The organism is Companilactobacillus halodurans, assembly GCF_009600985.1.
GTDB classification, from domain to species: Bacteria; Bacillota; Bacilli; order Lactobacillales; family Lactobacillaceae; genus Companilactobacillus; species Companilactobacillus halodurans.
The window spans coordinates 17627-35008 of sequence record NZ_VDFP01000001.1 but is presented as its reverse complement, the minus strand read 5'-3'; the positions used below and the strand labels follow the sequence as shown (position 1 = coordinate 35008).

General features: G+C 34.0%; 16 protein-coding genes, 1 pseudogene and 1 riboswitch. Of the genes and pseudogenes, 16 read left to right on the top strand and 1 reads right to left on the bottom strand.

Features of this window, described 5'->3' with window-relative positions:
- The first annotated feature begins 68 nt into the window (after positions 1-68).
- Positions 69-876: pseudogene (locus FHL06_RS00180) on the top strand (DUF4931 domain-containing protein).
- Between the two features lie 361 nt (positions 877-1237).
- Entirely contained in the window at positions 1238-3175 is a 1938-nt protein-coding gene (locus FHL06_RS00175) for a hypothetical protein (RefSeq protein WP_153384236.1), read from the top strand.
- A 197-nt stretch (positions 3176-3372) separates the two neighbouring features.
- Here FHL06_RS00175 and FHL06_RS00170 read toward each other — a convergent pair whose 3' ends face one another.
- Entirely contained in the window at positions 3373-4494 is a 1122-nt protein-coding gene (locus FHL06_RS00170; RefSeq protein ID WP_153384235.1) for an NAD(P)-dependent alcohol dehydrogenase, read from the bottom strand.
- A gap of 209 nt (positions 4495-4703) precedes the next feature.
- Between FHL06_RS00170 and FHL06_RS00165 the strand changes: the two genes are divergently transcribed.
- From FHL06_RS00165 to nhaC, 14 genes are all read left to right on the top strand, one after another.
- The gene (locus FHL06_RS00165) at positions 4704-4967 is read left to right on the top strand and encodes a hypothetical protein (protein WP_153384234.1); all 264 of its coding nucleotides are present in this window, start codon (positions 4704-4706) and stop codon (positions 4965-4967) included.
- A gap of 270 nt (positions 4968-5237) precedes the next feature.
- A complete protein-coding gene (locus FHL06_RS00160) occupies positions 5238-6104 on the top strand; it encodes a CvfB family protein (protein ID WP_153384233.1) in 867 nt (288 codons plus the stop codon).
- Between the two features lie 12 nt (positions 6105-6116).
- Positions 6117-7037: a site-specific tyrosine recombinase XerD gene (xerD, locus tag FHL06_RS00155; RefSeq protein WP_192917930.1), complete on the top strand. Its 921-nt coding sequence runs from the start codon at positions 6117-6119 to the stop codon at positions 7035-7037.
- Positions 7038-7047: 10 nt separating this feature from the next.
- A complete protein-coding gene (locus FHL06_RS00150) occupies positions 7048-7440 on the top strand; it encodes a RibT protein (RefSeq protein WP_153384232.1) in 393 nt (130 codons plus the stop codon).
- A complete protein-coding gene (locus FHL06_RS00145; RefSeq protein WP_153384231.1) occupies positions 7440-8162 on the top strand; it encodes a segregation and condensation protein A in 723 nt (240 codons plus the stop codon). Before FHL06_RS00150 ends, FHL06_RS00145 begins: the two co-directional genes overlap by 1 nt.
- 1 nt (position 8163) lies before the next feature.
- Positions 8164-8709: an SMC-Scp complex subunit ScpB gene (gene scpB, locus FHL06_RS00140; protein ID WP_162000260.1), complete on the top strand. Its 546-nt coding sequence runs from the start codon at positions 8164-8166 to the stop codon at positions 8707-8709.
- The gene (locus FHL06_RS00135; protein WP_153384230.1) at positions 8696-9415 is read left to right on the top strand and encodes a pseudouridine synthase; all 720 of its coding nucleotides are present in this window, start codon (positions 8696-8698) and stop codon (positions 9413-9415) included. The genes scpB and FHL06_RS00135 overlap by 14 nt, the downstream gene beginning before the upstream one ends.
- A 93-nt stretch (positions 9416-9508) precedes the next feature.
- Positions 9509-9629: riboswitch (FMN riboswitch) on the top strand.
- Positions 9630-9697: 68 nt separating this feature from the next.
- Positions 9698-10249, top strand: a complete 552-nt coding sequence (locus tag FHL06_RS00130) for an ECF transporter S component (protein WP_153384229.1) — start codon at positions 9698-9700, stop codon at positions 10247-10249.
- Between the two features lie 90 nt (positions 10250-10339).
- Positions 10340-11554 carry a LysM peptidoglycan-binding domain-containing protein gene (locus tag FHL06_RS00125; RefSeq protein ID WP_153384228.1) on the top strand — a complete coding sequence of 405 codons (1215 nt, stop codon included), beginning with the start codon at positions 10340-10342 and terminating at the stop codon, positions 11552-11554.
- Between the two features lie 59 nt (positions 11555-11613).
- The gene (cmk, locus tag FHL06_RS00120; RefSeq protein WP_153384227.1) at positions 11614-12273 is read left to right on the top strand and encodes a (d)CMP kinase; all 660 of its coding nucleotides are present in this window, start codon (positions 11614-11616) and stop codon (positions 12271-12273) included.
- An 11-nt stretch (positions 12274-12284) separates the two neighbouring features.
- Positions 12285-13598, top strand: a complete 1314-nt coding sequence (gene der / locus FHL06_RS00115) for a ribosome biogenesis GTPase Der (RefSeq protein WP_153384226.1) — start codon at positions 12285-12287, stop codon at positions 13596-13598.
- Positions 13599-13786: 188 nt separating this feature from the next.
- Positions 13787-14062 carry an HU family DNA-binding protein gene (locus tag FHL06_RS00110; protein WP_057739444.1) on the top strand — a complete coding sequence of 92 codons (276 nt, stop codon included), beginning with the start codon at positions 13787-13789 and terminating at the stop codon, positions 14060-14062.
- A gap of 72 nt (positions 14063-14134) precedes the next feature.
- The gene (locus FHL06_RS00105; RefSeq protein WP_153384225.1) at positions 14135-15382 is read left to right on the top strand and encodes a tetratricopeptide repeat protein; all 1248 of its coding nucleotides are present in this window, start codon (positions 14135-14137) and stop codon (positions 15380-15382) included.
- A 486-nt stretch (positions 15383-15868) separates the two neighbouring features.
- Positions 15869-17287, top strand: a complete 1419-nt coding sequence (gene nhaC, locus FHL06_RS00100; RefSeq protein ID WP_153384224.1) for a Na+/H+ antiporter NhaC — start codon at positions 15869-15871, stop codon at positions 17285-17287.
- The last annotated feature ends 95 nt before the right edge of the window (positions 17288-17382 follow it).

The window sequence follows — 17382 nt, the reverse complement described above, 5'->3', positions numbered from 1 at the left end:
CGAGTTTCTTTCAGTTTTTTTGTGTTTGCGTTAATATCATAATATGAAAATAATTTTGAGGTGAAAAGTTGTCAAATAAAGATGTGCTTGTCTTTGAAATTGAACAAGCAAAAGGTAAACCAAGAGATATTAAGAAGAAAAAAGATTATTGTCCGTTTTGTGATACGCAAAATTTGACTAATATAAATCGATCAAAAAGATGATATGATTTGGCTGAAAAATAAGTTTAGAACTCTAAAAGATACTGATCAAACTGTTCTAATTGAATCACATGATCATTTTGGAGATATTTCAAATTATTCAGTTGAAAAAAATCAGCAAATTTTTGAATACGCATATGAATGCTGGAATAAGATGATTCAAAGTAAAAAATATACTAGTGTTTTAATGTATAAAAATTTTGGTCCAATGTCTGGCGGTTCTTTGCGTCATCCACATTTGCAAATTATCGGTTTAGATAAAGTGGATGGCTATAAACATATTGAAGAAGAGAATTTTACAGGGATGGATGTTTTTAATTCGAAGCACATCAATGTTAATGTTTCTGAAAAACCCATCATGGGCTTCGTTGAATTCAATGTTACGATCAATAACCCTAAATATATTGATGATTTAGCAGAATTTACTCGTGTGACCGTTAAATATGTCCTTGATGACTTATATGGCGGCAAGTTCGATTCTTACAATCTCTTTTTCTATAAAGTTGGTCGAAAGATCATTTGTAAAATCGAAGCTCGTTATGTTGTTTCACCTTACTTTGTTGGCTATCGTTTGTCTCAACGTGATGGCGACAAACAAGTTCGAGGAATTGCTGATGTTTTATTGGAACGTCTGCAAGAAAATGCTCAGTCAAAAGAAATTGAAGTGGAAAAATAATTTTGCTCAAAACTTTACAAACAAATTAAAAGAAGCTCAACCATTGATTTGGTTGGGCTTTTATTGTTACAAAAATCACTCATTGATAATTTGCCGATATTTTCAATGAGTGATTTTTGAGATAACTTCGTAAAAAAATTCAATTGATATGTAACTTGAAATAAAATGAAATTTTAAAATTCAGTATTATCAGGTGATTGGTGAAGATAGAGTTCAATATATAAATGAAATATCAATATTGAATAAATAAATAATAATAAATGAAACCAAGAATAAACAATAAAAGACTTTTGATTTTAGAGGTTGCAATTTACATTGAAATTTATACTAATAACTGGCATAGACAATAGAAGGTGAAAAAATGAGCAATTGGAAAAAGAATTGGCTTTTAATTTTACCAATAATTATTTTTCTAACGTTTTTAGTAACTGGATTTCAAAGTGAAATTGTTTTGGGGTCAGGAAAGAGAACAGAGATTCCAAAGTATTACAATAAACCATCTCCAGATCCTGTAGGAGGACTACTAGATGGTTACTTTCAAGGCGGATTTGTTACACAACCGAATTCAGAATATAATGTCGATATTGGAAGTAGTATTACAATTAATACTAATTCACAACCATCGAATTTTGTTAAATGGGGTCCAAATTATAGTGTTACTCATACTTGGATGGAAAAAAGCAACCTAGGTTGGGAACCAGTTAAAAAGAATAATAGCTCTGCTATTACTGTTAGTCCTACCAAGATAGGGAAAATTATATATCAATTAGTAGATACGTATTCTGTTAAAAGAAATTTTTTTGGGAAAATTAAAATTGATAAATATTCTTACTATTCAAATGTCGTGACAGTAAATGTCACTGATAACTTGTTAGATGCCACTTCTGTGAAGATGAATATTGATGCTGATTATTTATACAATACTTCTAGTCCAATTGTAACAAATACAGCTGTTGCAACGGCTTCGGCTGAACCTAAGAACAATGGTGCTTTATTTTATTGGAAGTCATCAGATGAAAGTATTGCTAAAGTTGACGAAAATTCAGGACTGATTGTTGCTAATCCTAATGGAAAATCAGGAAAAGTGACTATTTTTTGTGTGGCTTTAAATACTGATTTAACGAGATTATTTACGCAAAAGACAATAACTGTTGGTGGAGGACTAGATGACCAGGATGCCAAACTTGATGATAAAGTGACTTTTGCAATTCATTCACCAATAACGAATAGGGAAGCATTGCCGGAAAATATTAAAATGATTTGGTTTCGAATTACTAAGGATGGTAGGACTATTCAGTTAGCAACACAAAAAAATCCCTTTAAATATGTAATTGATAAAGTTACTCGTGATAATGTTGGCGATAGTTATTATGCTCAATTAAGTCTTAATGGAAAAGTTTATAAAACTAATATTGCTAAATTATTCGTCACTGTCCCATATGACCCTAAAGTTAATATCGAAAATACTATCGATGATATCAGTCACTCAGATAGTCATAATACTAATTTAACTCTCAAAGGTGTTTCTAATACTGATAAATTAATTTATCAGTTTGTTTTAAGTAATAAAGGGTATCAAGATTTTAATGGGTCGACACTAACTTTTTCTATACCGGCATTTACTGGAGTTGATCAAATTGAGATAGATGGGAAAAAATTATCCGGTGATCAATACTCAATTATTGCTGATGGGAAAAATCAGCAAATTACAATTGATTTAGGTAATTTTAAAATGGATGAAAAGCATCTTATTAAATTAGAAACCACTGTTTCAAAAGATACCAAAGTTACTCATTTTGATAGTTATCCAATTTTTAATGGCCAACAGACTGAAGACAATAACAATTCATTTTCAGTAAAAGGTGAAGCATTAACCATAGATCCCCAAGTGGGGAAAATATCGACAAATTTTAATAATATTAAATTTGAAAATATTTTTCCATCATATAAAAAAACAATTGTTCATCGTACGTCAGACAGTAATTCACCCAATGACGTCGTCCAAATTGATGATAGTCGTCAAAGTAAATCACCAATGAAGGTTTATTTAATGCAAGTAAGCAAGCTTACTAATTCACAGGGCAAACCTTTGAATGGCAAGATGATGTACTATCGAGCAGGATTAAGTCCTCAATCCATTGATCATCAAGTATTAGTGGATGAATCAAATGAAGATGAGGCTTTACCATCCATCAAATGGGATAAAAATGAAGGATTGCTATTAAATTTATCAAATGGGAATCAACCAAGTGGAGTTTATCAAGCAACCTTAAATTGGTCTATTATTAATTCAATATAAGATTAATTGCATGCAACTTTTATTAATTAATGTTATGTAACCTTAGAAAGCATTCGTGATAAAAATATTATAAAGAATGTGGCTTTAGTATCAATAAATGTTTTACGAAAACATAGTGAAAAACAATCGAACCAAAACCAAACAAAAAGGGACCCTAATAGAAATTAGAGTCTCTTTATTAATAATAATTTATAAATTTAAGCTTCTGGTTGATAATCCTTATCGATAACCAAGATTGGTTTGATAGTTTTACCACTAACTAAATCAGCATCGGCTTCGTTGATTTGGTCAAAGTCGTAAAACTTTTCAGTCAAATCAAATGGGAAGACACCCATTTGATAGAATTTGATCAAACGAGGAATATCAACTTGAGGAATAGCATCACCCATGTTGACACCAACAACTTTTTTGTCATCAATGCAGAGGTCGTTCCAAGTACTAATATCAATATTTTGTGGTGTAACAGCGATTGTAGCACTAGTTCCACCTTGTGTTAGAGCAGCAATCGAGTCAGTCATAACTTTGGCAACGCCAGTTGTATCAACAGCCCAGTCAACACCTAAGCCACCAGTGATTTTCTTGATAGCTTCAACGGCATCTTCATTTTTACTATTAATAACGTCAGTTGCTCCCAACTTTTTAGCTAATTCCAAACGTGAATCAACGATATCGACGGCAATGACATTGACACAGCCAGAAATCTTTCCGGCCATCATAGCAGCAAGTCCAACGGCACCTGTACCAAAGACTGCAATTGTGTCTCCAGGTTTTGGTTGTAGAGTATTGAAGACAGTTCCGCTACCTGTAACGTAGCCACATCCTAGAGGTCCAAGTTTTCTCAAATCAAGATTCTTAGGTACTTTAACGGCATTTCTTTGTGAAATAACTGTGTGAGTAGTGAATGATGATTGATTGAACATGTCGCTTACGTGGTGACCGTCTTCAGTGAAATGGTCAGACCCATCAGGGCGAGTACCTGAAAGATTGGAAGCCGCATACTTACGACATTGGGTTGGTTTGCCTTTCAAACAGTTGTCACATTGCCCGCATGAGTAAAATGACATAACGATGTGATCGCCTGGCTTGAAGTTTGTAACATTTTTGCCAACTTTTTCAACAATTCCGGATCCCTCATGTCCAAGAACTACTGGGAAACTAAAAGCAGCATCACCGGTACGCAATGCTTCGTCAGAATGACAAATACCTGAAGCGACAACTTTAACTTGGAGACCATCATCTTTTAGATCGGCCAATTCAACGTCATCTTTAATAACGAATGGATCATTAACTTTATCAACAACAGCAGCTTTAATTCTCATAGCAAAATCCTTCTCTCATTAATATTTGAAACCGTTTGTACAATGAAAATTATTTCACTAAATTATCAAAATATCAATCTTGCATTTTTAAGAAAAGTAATATACATCATAATTTGGGTAATACAAAAAATAATTAAAAGTATTAAATGATTGTTATTGAAATTTTATGCAACTACAATAGATAACTGGCTAAGAAAGGGGATTTTAGAATGGCATTCAATAAAAAAGATTTTAAGTTTATAACCATGATAGGCAAGAAGAAATTATATCGTGATAATAACAAGGAAAATGTGTTTGCACTAATTTCACCGGATGAAGATAATTCTGGAGTATCATCGTTTGACAAAATTCAAACAGCTGAAGTTCTAGCAGCAGCAAGAAGATATGATACTTGTAAGAATGACAAATATAATACAGGTGCGGAAGAATCAGATTATCTTAATACTATGTTTAGAATTCATGAAGTTCATTAGTTAAAGGGTAAAGATGATAATACCGATATTTTAACAAATAGTAAAAAATGTTAAAAAATAATTCCTAATTGATTTGTTGAACAAATTGATTGGGATTTTTTTTAGAGTGACATAATATTTATGAACTGTTATTATTACTTGAATTGTCTTTCTGATATAATAGAGAAGATTAAATATGTAAGTAACTGATACCCTCTCAAAAATCATGTTAAAGAGGGTATTTTTAATGTAAGGTTACTAAAATAACGAATATAAAAGAGTATGGTGAATATGGAAATAACAGATATGTATGGTCAAGTACTAGCAGGCACCGTGACTGATTTAAATAAGGATGAAGCTTTTGTGCAAATTGAAGGTTATACTTTTGCCTTAGATTTGAGTGAATTAACTGAAATTCCTGAACTTGGCGATGAAATTGCTGGCTTTGTTTATGAGAATCAAGCGCATAAAAATAAAATGACGACCGTTTTACCCTTCGTAACTCAAGGAGTTTGGGATTTCGCTGAAGTAACTGATGTCAGAACTGACTTAGGTGTTTTTGTAAATGTGGGTCTAGAAGATAAAGATATTGTTGTTTCTTTAGATGATTTGCCATTTGAACATAATGAATGGCCTAAAAAGGGCGATAGTTTGATGGTCAAATTGGAAGTTGATCACAAAGGTCGTTTATGGGGCAAATTGGCTGATATTGAACTTTACACGCAAATTGCTAGAAGTCCTGGCGAACTCAAAACAATTATGAATAAAGATGAAGAAGGAACCGTGATTGCTATTAGAGATTCTGGTGCCTTTGTGATGACTGAAAGCTATTATATGGGCTTCATCCATGTTAATGAACAAAGTGAGCCTTTACATGTTGGTCAACATATCAAAGCCCGTGTCATTGGTGAAAGCCATCGTCGTTTGAATCTTTCAATGAAACCTCGTGCTTATGAAGAAATTTCACCTGACGCTCAAATGATCGTTGCAGTTTTGGAACATTCGATCGATAAAAAGATACCATATACTGACAAGAGTGATCCAGATGATATTCGTGAATATTTTGGTATTAGTAAAGGTAGTTTTAAACGTGCTTTAGGCAATTTGATGAAACAACGTAAAATTGAACAAAAAGACGGCTATACTTATCTAAAATAGAGGTGATAATTTATGAGTGATAAATTATCAATTAAGAACCAAGAAATGATCGATACGATTGCAGATTATGCTCGGTATTTACGATTAGATCGAGGTTTATCTCAAAATACGATTATTTCATATCAACAAGATTTGTTGGAATTTAGTAAATTTCTAGAAGATAGAAAAATTAGTTTTTATCCTGAAGATCATTTTGTCGTGACGCAATTTTTTGCTGACCAAGATAAAATGAAAAAATCTAAAACGTCGCAGATGCGAATATTTTCTTCACTTAGAAAATTTTACCAGTGGCTTGAATTAGTTGAGAAGATCAAGAGTAATCCTCTGAATCAAATGGACGCACCTAAAAAGGGCAATCATTTACCAGTAGTTTTATCAATGGATGAAGTCAATTCTTTGATTGAGTCTCCAGATATTACAATTCCTTTAGGTATTAGAGATCGGACAATTTTTGAAGTCATGTATGCAACTGGTTTACGTGTAAGTGAATTGGTCAATCTGACTATGGATGATTTACACTTGGATCTGGAACTGATAAAGACTTTAGGCAAAGGAAATAAAGAACGTCTGTTACCCATTAGCGATACTGCCATCAGTTGGCTAAAGAAATATTTTTCAGAAACTCGCAATGATTTAGTTACGAAGTATGGTCAACAAAAAGAAGTCTTTTTGAATTTTCGAGGTAAAAAATTAACTCGTCAGTCAATTTGGCGCATGATAAAGAAATATATTGCTCAAGTTGGTATTGAAAAAGATGTTACTCCACATACTTTAAGGCACTCGTTTGCAACGAATCTTCTAGAGAATGGTGCTGATTTACGGGTAGTTCAAGAATTATTAGGACATTCAGACATTTCAACTACACAAATTTATACGCATATTAATAAGACTCATATGAAACAAGTTTATAATAAGTCATTTCCGCGTGCATAGGAGGAGTAGGATGCTTTATAAATATAGTGATGAAAATAAAAAAATTGCGATGGGGTTTTTGTCATATATCAGTGATTTAAAAGATTTAAATAACTTAGAACAAGAATTAAAGCTCTATTCAGAAGATGAGAATCGTCAGTTATATCTTTGGAAAAGCAATATTGAAGATTATTCTGGAATTGTGGCATTATCTTTTTCTAACAAAACTGTTTTTATCGAATATATTTCTTTAAATCCATCCTATCGTTCACAAAGTAACATTTTTAAAATTTTTGATGACATTCAACAACGTTTCCCAGAATTAGTTATTTTGGGTAATTTTGATTTGAGTGATCAATTGGCCCAATGGCGTCAAAATAAGTCAAAATTAAAAAAAGATAAAGATTTGGAAGAAACAAGTTAATGCAAAAATTAAAATTGATTTTAACTGATTTTGAAGGTCCAATTGATTTATTACTGCATTTGATCAAAGAGTCAAAAGTGGATATTTATGATATTCCAATTGCCCAGATCACTTCGCAATATATTGATTATTTAAAAAGTATGAAAGTTCTACAACTAGATATTGCTGGCGATTATCTGGTTATGGCATCGACTTTGATGTCAATTAAGAGTAAGATGCTCTTACCACAAGCTCCTGATGAAGTCGAAGAAGACTTGGATGAAGATCCAAGAGATGAATTGGTCTCACAATTATTGACTTATCAAACTTACAAACGAGTAGCTGCTTATTTTGAGGAAAAAGAGCAACAACGTAAAGAACAGTTTGATAAAGAAGTCAGTGTTACTGACCAAAAAATAGGGCAGTTTTTAAAACCGGGTTCAGTTGTTCTAGACGATTTAGCAGCTACATACGTACAATTATTGCGTGATAGAAAAAACCGACAGCCAGAGACAGAAACAATTGCAAATGAAACTTTATCAATTGAAGATGCTAGTAACAATATCGTGACGGAGTTGCATCGAGTTAAAAAAACTACATTTAAGGCTTTGTTAAAATTGAATCATAATGTCGAAGAAATTGTGACTGACTTTATGGCCATTTTGGAACTGGCTAGTAAGCAAATTGTAGCCATTAGTCAAGCTGATTTTAAGAGTGAATTATTTATTGAATTGAGGAATTAATGTGTATCAAGCAAAGATAATGGCGTTACTGTTCGTTGCTGGAGACCAGGGCATTAAAGAAAAGGATTTAGCCCAACTTTTAGAAATCGACAGTGCCGCTTTAAGACAAAACATTGAAGAATTAAAAGTAAAATTGTTGACTGATCAAGATTCGGGAATTCAATTAGTTGAATACAATTCCTTGTACAAATTAGTCACTAAAAATGAATTCAGTGAACTGCTAACAAGTTTCTTTAAGGCTGGTTTAGGGACAAAATTAAGTCAAGCTGCTTTAGAAATTTTATCTATCGTTGCTTATCGTCAACCTATTACCAGGGTTGAAATCGATGAAATTCGTGGAGTTCAAAGTTCAGGTAGCTTGAATACTTTGCTAATGCGTAAATTGATTAAAGAGCATGGGAAAAAGAATGTTCCTGGTCATCCCAATCTTTACATGGTTACTGATGAGTTTTTTGACTACTTTGGAATCAAGAGTATTTCGGAATTACCAAAAATAGAAAATTTTGAAGATGATTCAAATATAGGAGATATAAATGGAGAAAGTTAGATTACAAAAATTTATGGCGGACGCTGGTGTAGCTTCACGTCGTAAGTCTGAGGAATTGATTGCTAAAGGACATGTAAAAGTCAACAATAAAACCGTGACTGAAATGGGTGTCAAAGTTGATCATAGTGATCGCGTTGAAGTTGACGGGATGCCATTGCAAACTGAAAAGAAACGTTATATTTTGTTGTACAAGCCTCGTGGCGTAATTTCAGCTGTCAAAGATGATAAAGATAGGAAGGTCGTTACTGACCTACTAGAAGATGTGGATGAAAGAGTTTATCCAATCGGTCGTTTGGACTATGATACATCAGGCTTATTGCTTTTAACTAATGACGGCGAATTTGCTAATCATTTGATGCATCCTAGATATCATGTTGAAAAGACATATGTAGCTAAGATCGAAGGCTTTTTAGCAACAGAAGATATCAAGAAATTAGAAAATGGTATCAAATTGAAAGGCTTTACTACTGCTAAAGCAAAAGTCAAAGTCATGTCTAAAGAGAAGAAAAAGAATACTTCTATCGTAAGAATTACGATTCATGAGGGACATAATCACCAAGTTAAGAATATGTTTGAAGCTGTTGGTCATAAGGTTGAAAAATTATCTCGTGAACGTTATGGTTTCTTGACGCTTGATGGTTTAGTTTCAGGTAAGTATCGTGATTTGACTCGTCAAGAAGTTGCTGAATTGAAGAAACAAGATTAATTTACTTTAAGATTTAATTGGTATGCAATTAAAAATGTACTTCAGTTGCAACGTAGCAGGGTTTTTGCTATATTATGATTATAAAAATAAATAATTGGTTTTCAGGGCAGGGCGTAATTCCCGACCGGCGGTAAAGTCCGCGACCCAACGAAAGTTGGCCGAATTGGTGAAATTCCAGTACCGATAGTTAAAGTCTAGATGGAAGAAGACAGATAGGATCTGTTTTGGTGTGCCCAAAATAGGTCCTTTTTTCTTTGGGAATCAATGGAAGAGGTTGATTTTATGGGAAAAAGTATGTATAGATTTCAAGAAGTTATTGGAGTCGGAATTTTAGCAGCTTTAGGTACAATTTTGATGTTTTTTGAATTTCCAGTTTTGATCTGGTTGCCATTTTTAAAAGTTGATTTGAGTGATGTTGTTACTTTGATTGGGACGTTTGCTTTCGGACCAGTTGGAGGCATCTTGATTGCTTTGATTAAGTCGGTTGTGCACGTTATCATCACTGGTAGTGGAGTTGCTGGTTTAGTTGGTAGTGGGGCAGCCTTTGTTGGTGCTGTAGCACTTTTATTGCCTTTTAATCATTTTTGGAAAAGGGATAAGAAATTCAGTGCTATTTTGTGGGGAACTGTTTCATTAACTGTTATTATGTCAGTCCTTAATTATTTTGTAGTTATGCCGCTTTATATGAATGTCGTAGGGATGCAACTTAACATGAGTTTAGCTAAATATGTTGCAACAGGTGTGGTACCATTTAATATTATTAAGGCATTGATAATCTCGGTCGCTATTTTACTGGTATATCCTAGAATCAAAGGACATTTCGCCATTAAGTAATAACCTAAGAGAATTTTATAAATCTTTAAAGAAAAAGTTTAAACTTTTATGATATGCTTTAAGAGATAGAAATTAGGAGGTTGGTTCTTAATGGCCGATAATGATAAAAACAAAATGTCTGGCGATTCACGTGTTCCTAAATCAACTAAAGGTTTAGAGGGTTCTGTCAGTCTGGAAGATTTAAAGAAATATCATCTAATCGATACTGGTAACAATGAAAATGTACCAACAAATGATTCTGATTCTGTTTCCGATAATCAAACTTCTAATGGTGCATCTCAGAGTTCCGCAGAAAATTATGAGGATACTTCAAATGAAAATTATTCCAATAATTCGGCGGATCATCTTCAAACTGAAGAAATCCATGATCATTTAAGTGAAGCAAAACAGGATGATAATCCTGAATCAAATGTTAATAATACTAATTTTGTGCCAACGCCACCAATTGATGAAAAGCCAATGCCAAAACGACAGGAAGAAGAACCTCAGTCAGTTCAAAATGAATCCAAACCGACTGCCAAGGATGAAAAAAAGAAAAAACAAAAAAATGACAAACCTTGGGAAAATAGTTTCGATTCTGATACTGATGATGAAGGTCATGTTTCGCGTACAGTTACTAAAGAAAAGCAACGTGGCAATCATACGTTAGTTGTTACTTTGGTAGTAGCACTGATTGTGATTATGTTTGCCCCAGTCGTTATTAATGTTGTTAAAGGCAGCAGCGGCAGCAGCGATTTAGATAGTGCTCAATCAGAAAAATCGGTTGAGAATAAAGATAAGTCGACGAAAAAGAAGAAAAGTAACAATGATTCTGCTAAAAAGAAGTCGACAAAGAAAGATTCAAATAAGAAAAAGTCGTCTACTAGTTCGCAAAAATCAAATAACTCTAATAATACTAATAGCAATAATAATGCTACAAGTAATAACAATACTAGTTCAACAGCTTCAAACAGTAATACTGCAAATAATACAGGAAGTACTGGTAGCTCCGATACAACTAATAGTTCCAATAATAGCGGGACTTCGAGTCAAAACCAATCAACAGGTACAACAAGTGATCAACAACAATCACAAACTAGTCAACAAGCTTCAACAACAAATAATTCAACTGATACTTCAAGTTCATCAAGCGATGGTTCAGATTCAAGCTCAAGTTCGAGTTCAAGCGGTTCATATTATACTGTTCAAGCTGGTGACAATTGGTTTAGAATCGCCTATAATAATGGTCTAACAACTGCTCAATTAAAGAGTATGAATGGAAGCGTTGGAACGTTAACACCAGGTACATCACTAAGAGTTAAATAATTTTAAGTGAAGGGTCTTTGACATTATTGTCTGGGCCCTTTTATTAAGGAGATAAATTAATGCAAATTGCAATAGATGGTCCAGCATCGGCCGGAAAAAGTACCATTGCCAAATTAATTGCTAAAAAACTAGATTTTGTATACTGTGATACAGGTGCAATGTATCGTACAGTGACTTTGCTTGCAAAAAAGAATAATGTAGGTTATGGTGAAACTCTTGATATTTTAAAGCTAATGTCAGAGCATAAAATTTACTTTTCAAATAAATCAGATGGACAGCATGTCTATCTTGATGATGAAGATGTCTCAGATGCAATTAGAACAGAAGAAATCACAAATAATGTTTCACAAGTATCTGCCATCAAAGAAGTCAGAGCAAAATTGGTCAAAATGCAACGTGATATGGCAGGAGATACTGATATTGTGATGGATGGTCGTGATATTGGAACGACTGTTTTGCCAAATGCAGACGTTAAAATCTTTTTGATTGCCAGTGTAGAAGTTCGCGCTCAAAGACGATTCAAGGAAAATCTTGAACGAGGGATCAAAACCCCATTAAAAGAGTTGCAGGATGAAATAGCTGCCAGAGATTATAAGGATTCTCATCGTGAAATTTCACCATTGAAAAAAGCTGACGATGCTATTGAAGTTGATTCGTCAAATATGACAATTGAAGAAGTAGTTAAAAGAGTAACTGAATTAGTAAATGAACATAAGTAGGGAGGCAAAATATGTCTGTTCCAGTAGTTGCGTTAGTAGGACGCCCCAATGTAGGGAAATCTACGATTTTTAATCGAATAATTAATGAGAGACTCTCCATTGTTGAAGATACGCCTGGTGTAACACGTGATCGGATTTACGCTCGTGCCAGTTGGTTAGGTAAAGAATTCCGTTTGATCGATACGGGTGGTATTGAAATGAGTGGCGAGAAACTTTCTGTCCAAATTAAAAACCAAGCTGAAATTGCAATCGATGAAGCTGACGTGATTGTTTTCATCGTTAATGGTCAAAATGGTTCAACTAAGGAAGATGAAGATGTTGCAAAAATTCTTTATCGCACCAAAAAACCGGTAATTTTGGCTGTCAATAAAGCTGATAATCCTGAGCAACGTCAAAATATTTATGATTTCTATTCATTAGGCTTTGGAGATCCTAATCCAATTTCTGGTGCTCAAGGCACTGGCTTAGGTGATTTATTAGATGAAATCGTTAAGGCCTTTCCTAATGATGACAAATCAGAAGAAGACAAGTCAGTTAAATTTAGTTTTATTGGCCGTCCCAATGTTGGGAAATCATCGTTAGTTAATGCTATTTTAGGCGATGAACGGGTTATTGTTTCTGATATGCAAGGAACAACTAGAGATGCTGTCGATACTAAGTATCATGATGAAAGGCTTGATAAAGACTTTACTATTATTGATACTGCTGGTATTAGAAAACGTGGAAAAGTTTACGAAAATACTGAAAAGTATTCTGTTTTACGAGCTTTGAGTGCAATTGATAAATCAGATGTCGTTTGTGTCGTTTTGAATGCTGAAGAAGGTATTAGAGAACAAGACAAACGTGTTGCTGGTTATGCTCATAATGCTGGTAAGGGTGTAATAATCGTTGTCAATAAATGGGATACTTTGAAAAAAGATACAAATACAATGAAGGACTTTGAAAATCAAATACGAGTAGAGTTCCAATATCTTTCATATGCACCGATCCTGTTCGTTTCAGCAATCAAAGGACAACGTCTCAATCAAATCCCAGAATTAGTCGATCGTGTCTATGCTAATCGTGAACGTCGGATTCAATCATCAGTTCTTAATGACTTGTTATTGAGAGCAACGTCAATCGCTCCAACACCATTGGTCAATGGTAAGAGACTGAGAATTTATTACATGACTCAAGTGGCGGTCCAACCACCAACATTTGTTGTTTTTGTTAATGACAATGAATTGTTGCATTTCTCTTATGAAAGATTTTTGAAAAATCAATTGCGAGAAACTTTTGATTTTGAAGGAACTCCGATCAAGATATTGCCAAGAAAACGAAAATAGCTGAAAAGGACGCTATTTGGCCCGTTTTTATAAATATATTTATAATTTGTAAGAATTATGTTAAAAAATAGCGTAAATGCTTGCCACATCGGCATTGCTATGGTAATTTTGTACATAGAATAATGAACGCATTAATAAAAGTTCATGTGTTCTAAAAATTTTTTACAATTATCCGGAGGTATTCACAAATGGCAAATAAAGCTGAACTTATTGATAGTGTAGCAAGTAAAACTGGTTTGACAAAGAAGGATGCAACTTCTGCTGTTGATGCAGTTTTTGAAACAATTCAAGATAACTTATCAGAAGGTAACAAAGTTCAATTGATCGGCTTTGGTAACTTCGAAGTTCGTCAACGTGCTGCTCGTAAGGGTCGCAACCCACAAACTGGCGAAGAAATTAAGATTCCTGCAAGCAAAGTACCTGCATTTAAACCAGGCAAGGCTTTGAAGGATTCAGTTAAATAATTAATTCATTTTGGTTATTATGGGGCGGTCTTTTGACCGTCTTTTTTTACGCAAAATAATGGAGGTATGGATTTGAGTAAAGCAGATAAGGTTATAGAAACAATTGATGATGGTGACTTTTCGAAAGTCGATAATTTGATTCAGGATTCGCTTCGAGAAGATGATGATCAAACACTTTTTTCTTTGGCTGAAACATTAATGAGCAGAGGCCTGTCAGTTCAAGCTAAAACGATTTATGAACATCTACTGTCCATTTGCCCAACTGAAGGGCAAATCCTCTCTAGACTGGCTGAAATTGCCGTTTCTGATGGTGATAGCGATAAAGCTTTGGACTATATCTCACAAATCACTCCAGATTCACCAGCTTATGCTGAAAACCTCTTAGTATCAGCCGATATTTACCAGTCTCAAGGACTCTATGAAGTCAGTGAACAAAAACTTCTTACTGGTATCAGAGAATACCCTGATGAAGAAGTCTTTAAGTTTGCTCTAGCAGAAGTATATTTTGATGAAAATAAGTTCAGCAAAGCCTTGACTTATTACGATATGCTTTTGGATATGGATATTAAAAACTATTCGGGTATCTCGATTGTCTTGAGAAAAGCCAGTTCCTTAGCAGGGGATGGACAATATGAAGCTGCCATCAGTGAATATGAAAAATTGAATGCCTTGGAACTAAACGAAGATGCCCAATTTCAACTTGGATTTTTATACAATCAAGTCAAAAATTATAATAAATCAATCACTACTTTAGAAAATTTGTTGGATACTAACCACGATTATCCAACTGCCTATCCAATTTTGGCAGAGGATTATTTAAACATTAAAAAGAATTCCGATGCTTTCAAATACGCTCAATTAGGTTTGAATATCAATGAACTTGATGATCGCCTTTACCAAATCGCCTTTGATGCTGGACAAGTTGAAGATGCTAAACAAGCTATCGATATCATCGAAAAGGGTATCAGAACTGTTGATGATCCAATGCCATTGATTATTAAGCTGAGTGATTACTACGTTACCAAAGGTCAATTTAAGGCTAATTTGGACTTGTTAAGCAGTCGTGATGTCAGCAATACTCCTAAATTGGTTTGGAATTTGGCTAAGTCGGAATATGAAACCGACGATGTTACTGATGCTCAAGAAAATATCCTCTTAGTTTTAGATGATTTTAAAGACAATTTGGATTACTTATCTGATTTGATCGAGATTTTACGAAGCACTGGTAATAATGCTGCTCTAAAAGCTGCATTGAAGCTTTATTTGAAGCAAGATCCAGACAACGAGAATATGCAAGATTTACTTGATCAGATCTCTTAAACATTATAATAAAATTAGAAAAATTAATTTAAATTGGATTATTTTTAATAAAAACCTTGAAAAATTCTAAACAACTGCTATCATTCTAGACATAAATTGATTTTGATTTTTAAACAAGTAGCGAAATATCTGGGTGTTCAGAGAATTGACGGTTGGTGCAAGTCATGCAGGATATTTTTGATGAAATACTAAATTGAAATCACGTGTCCGGCGTTATAGGAATAAAGAGCAAGTATTTTTACTTGAATTTTGGGTGGTACCGCGCAAAGAGCGTCCCTGCATTTATTGCAGAGGCGTTTTTTTTGTTCCTATAAGCTAAATTCTAGGAGGTTTGGAAAATGAAATTTTTAGAAAAATTAAAATTGCAAGCAACTTTTGCACAAATCCTAAATCAAAAGGATATAGACGACACTAAGAAGAATTATCTTTATAGACCCTATTGGAGCTAAAAAAATTTCAAAGAAAATTTAAAATAGGGTGATTATTATGAAAAAAGCAAGTCGATTAACGTTTTTAGAAAGTCTCTTGATTATGTTAGTAATGTTTTCAATGTTAGGAATCATGATGATTGGTTTCAATATGACGCCACAGATTCCAATTTTATTAACTTTTACGATTTTGTTATTTTACGGTCGCTTTCGTGGCTTTTCATGGAAGGAGCTGCAAGATGGTATCGTCACTGGCGTTAAACCAGGCATCATCCAAATGATAATCTTTATTATGATTGGCGTTTTAGTCTCAGCTTGGTCAATGTCAGGCGTGATTCCCACTATCATGGTTTATGGATTAGAATTGCTCAATGCTAGATTTTTCTTATTTACAGTCTTTGTCAGCTGCTGTTTAGTTGGCGTAATCGTTGGGAGTTGTTTTACAACTATCAGTACTTTAGGAATCGTCTTCATGGGTATCGGTCAGGTCATGGGCATCAATACAGCATTGACAGCTGGTTCGATTGTTTCAGGAGCTTTATTTGGCAATAATCTCTCGCCATTGTCTGGAACGACTAATTTATCGACCGGAATTGCTGGAGTCGATAACGTCTTTGACCATATCAAAACGATTGCTCACACCGCTTTGCCTGCTGCCATTATTACTGCAGTAATCTTTTTGATTGTGGGGCACTCGAGCGTATCACCAGATATGAGTTCAGTTCATCATATAATTAATGCTTTAAATAATAATTTCTTTATTTCTGCTTGGATGCTGATTCCTATCATCGTCTTGATTGCCTGCGCTATTTTGCAAGTTCCAGCTATTCCTACTTTGTTGGCTGGTTCAGTGACAGCCATTATCATGCATGTCTTCATTGACCATGCAACTTTGACGACTATTAGCAAGCAGATCATGAATGGATTTCAATTGAATTCACCCGATAAGAAGATCAATTTAATAGTTAGCGGTGGCGGAATCACAAGTATGTTAAGCAGTATTTCTTTAATTTTAGTTGCTTTGACACTCGGAGGCGTTTTGATCAAAATGGGCGTCGTAGATAATTTGGTCGGTAAGATGAGTCAAAGAGTCGATTCACCGGGAAAACTGATTTTACTATCAGCTTTAAGTGCTATCGGTATTAATTTCTTAGTTGGTGAACAATACTTGTCGATTATTTTGCCAGGAACAACTTTTAAAAAGAATTTCGATGAACAAGGCGTTCGTCCCGTATTCCTATCTAGAGTTTTAGCTACTGGTGGAGCTGATATCAATGCTTTAGTTCCCTGGGGAGTTACAGGAATCTTTATTTCAGGAGTTTTAGGAGTTAGTCCGTTAATCTTTATTCCTTGTGCCTTTTACGTTTGGCTGAATCCTTTATTGACGATTATTTTTGGCTTCGCCTTTGGTAAAAATTACAATCAAGTTCCAAGTGAAAGAAAAATTTCAGTTAAGGTAAATCAACAATTTGAATAAGTCCTAACAAAGAAGATAGTCTCTATTTAGAAATTTTAAATAAAGGCTATTTTTTGTTGTATTTTAGGAATCAAGTTGCTTTTGTTTATTTTTGG

Bases quoted from the DNA above. Each gene is read 5' to 3' on its own strand.
- FHL06_RS00175 (WP_153384236.1), top strand. From the start codon at position 1,238: ATGAGCAATTGGAAAAAGAATTGGCTTTTAATTTTACCAATAATTATT.
- FHL06_RS00170 (WP_153384235.1), bottom strand. From the start codon at position 4,494: ATGAGAATTAAAGCTGCTGTTGTTGATAAAGTTAATGATCCATTCGTT.
- FHL06_RS00165 (WP_153384234.1), top strand. From the start codon at position 4,704: ATGGCATTCAATAAAAAAGATTTTAAGTTTATAACCATGATAGGCAAG.
- FHL06_RS00160 (WP_153384233.1), top strand. From the start codon at position 5,238: ATGGAAATAACAGATATGTATGGTCAAGTACTAGCAGGCACCGTGACT.
- xerD (WP_192917930.1), top strand. From the start codon at position 6,117: ATGAGTGATAAATTATCAATTAAGAACCAAGAAATGATCGATACGATT.
- FHL06_RS00150 (WP_153384232.1), top strand. From the start codon at position 7,048: ATGCTTTATAAATATAGTGATGAAAATAAAAAAATTGCGATGGGGTTT.
- FHL06_RS00145 (WP_153384231.1), top strand. From the start codon at position 7,440: ATGCAAAAATTAAAATTGATTTTAACTGATTTTGAAGGTCCAATTGAT.
- FHL06_RS00135 (WP_153384230.1), top strand. From the start codon at position 8,696: ATGGAGAAAGTTAGATTACAAAAATTTATGGCGGACGCTGGTGTAGCT.
- FHL06_RS00130 (WP_153384229.1), top strand. From the start codon at position 9,698: ATGGGAAAAAGTATGTATAGATTTCAAGAAGTTATTGGAGTCGGAATT.
- FHL06_RS00125 (WP_153384228.1), top strand. From the start codon at position 10,340: ATGGCCGATAATGATAAAAACAAAATGTCTGGCGATTCACGTGTTCCT.
- cmk (WP_153384227.1), top strand. From the start codon at position 11,614: ATGCAAATTGCAATAGATGGTCCAGCATCGGCCGGAAAAAGTACCATT.
- der (WP_153384226.1), top strand. From the start codon at position 12,285: ATGTCTGTTCCAGTAGTTGCGTTAGTAGGACGCCCCAATGTAGGGAAA.
- FHL06_RS00110 (WP_057739444.1), top strand. From the start codon at position 13,787: ATGGCAAATAAAGCTGAACTTATTGATAGTGTAGCAAGTAAAACTGGT.
- nhaC (WP_153384224.1), top strand. From the start codon at position 15,869: ATGAAAAAAGCAAGTCGATTAACGTTTTTAGAAAGTCTCTTGATTATG.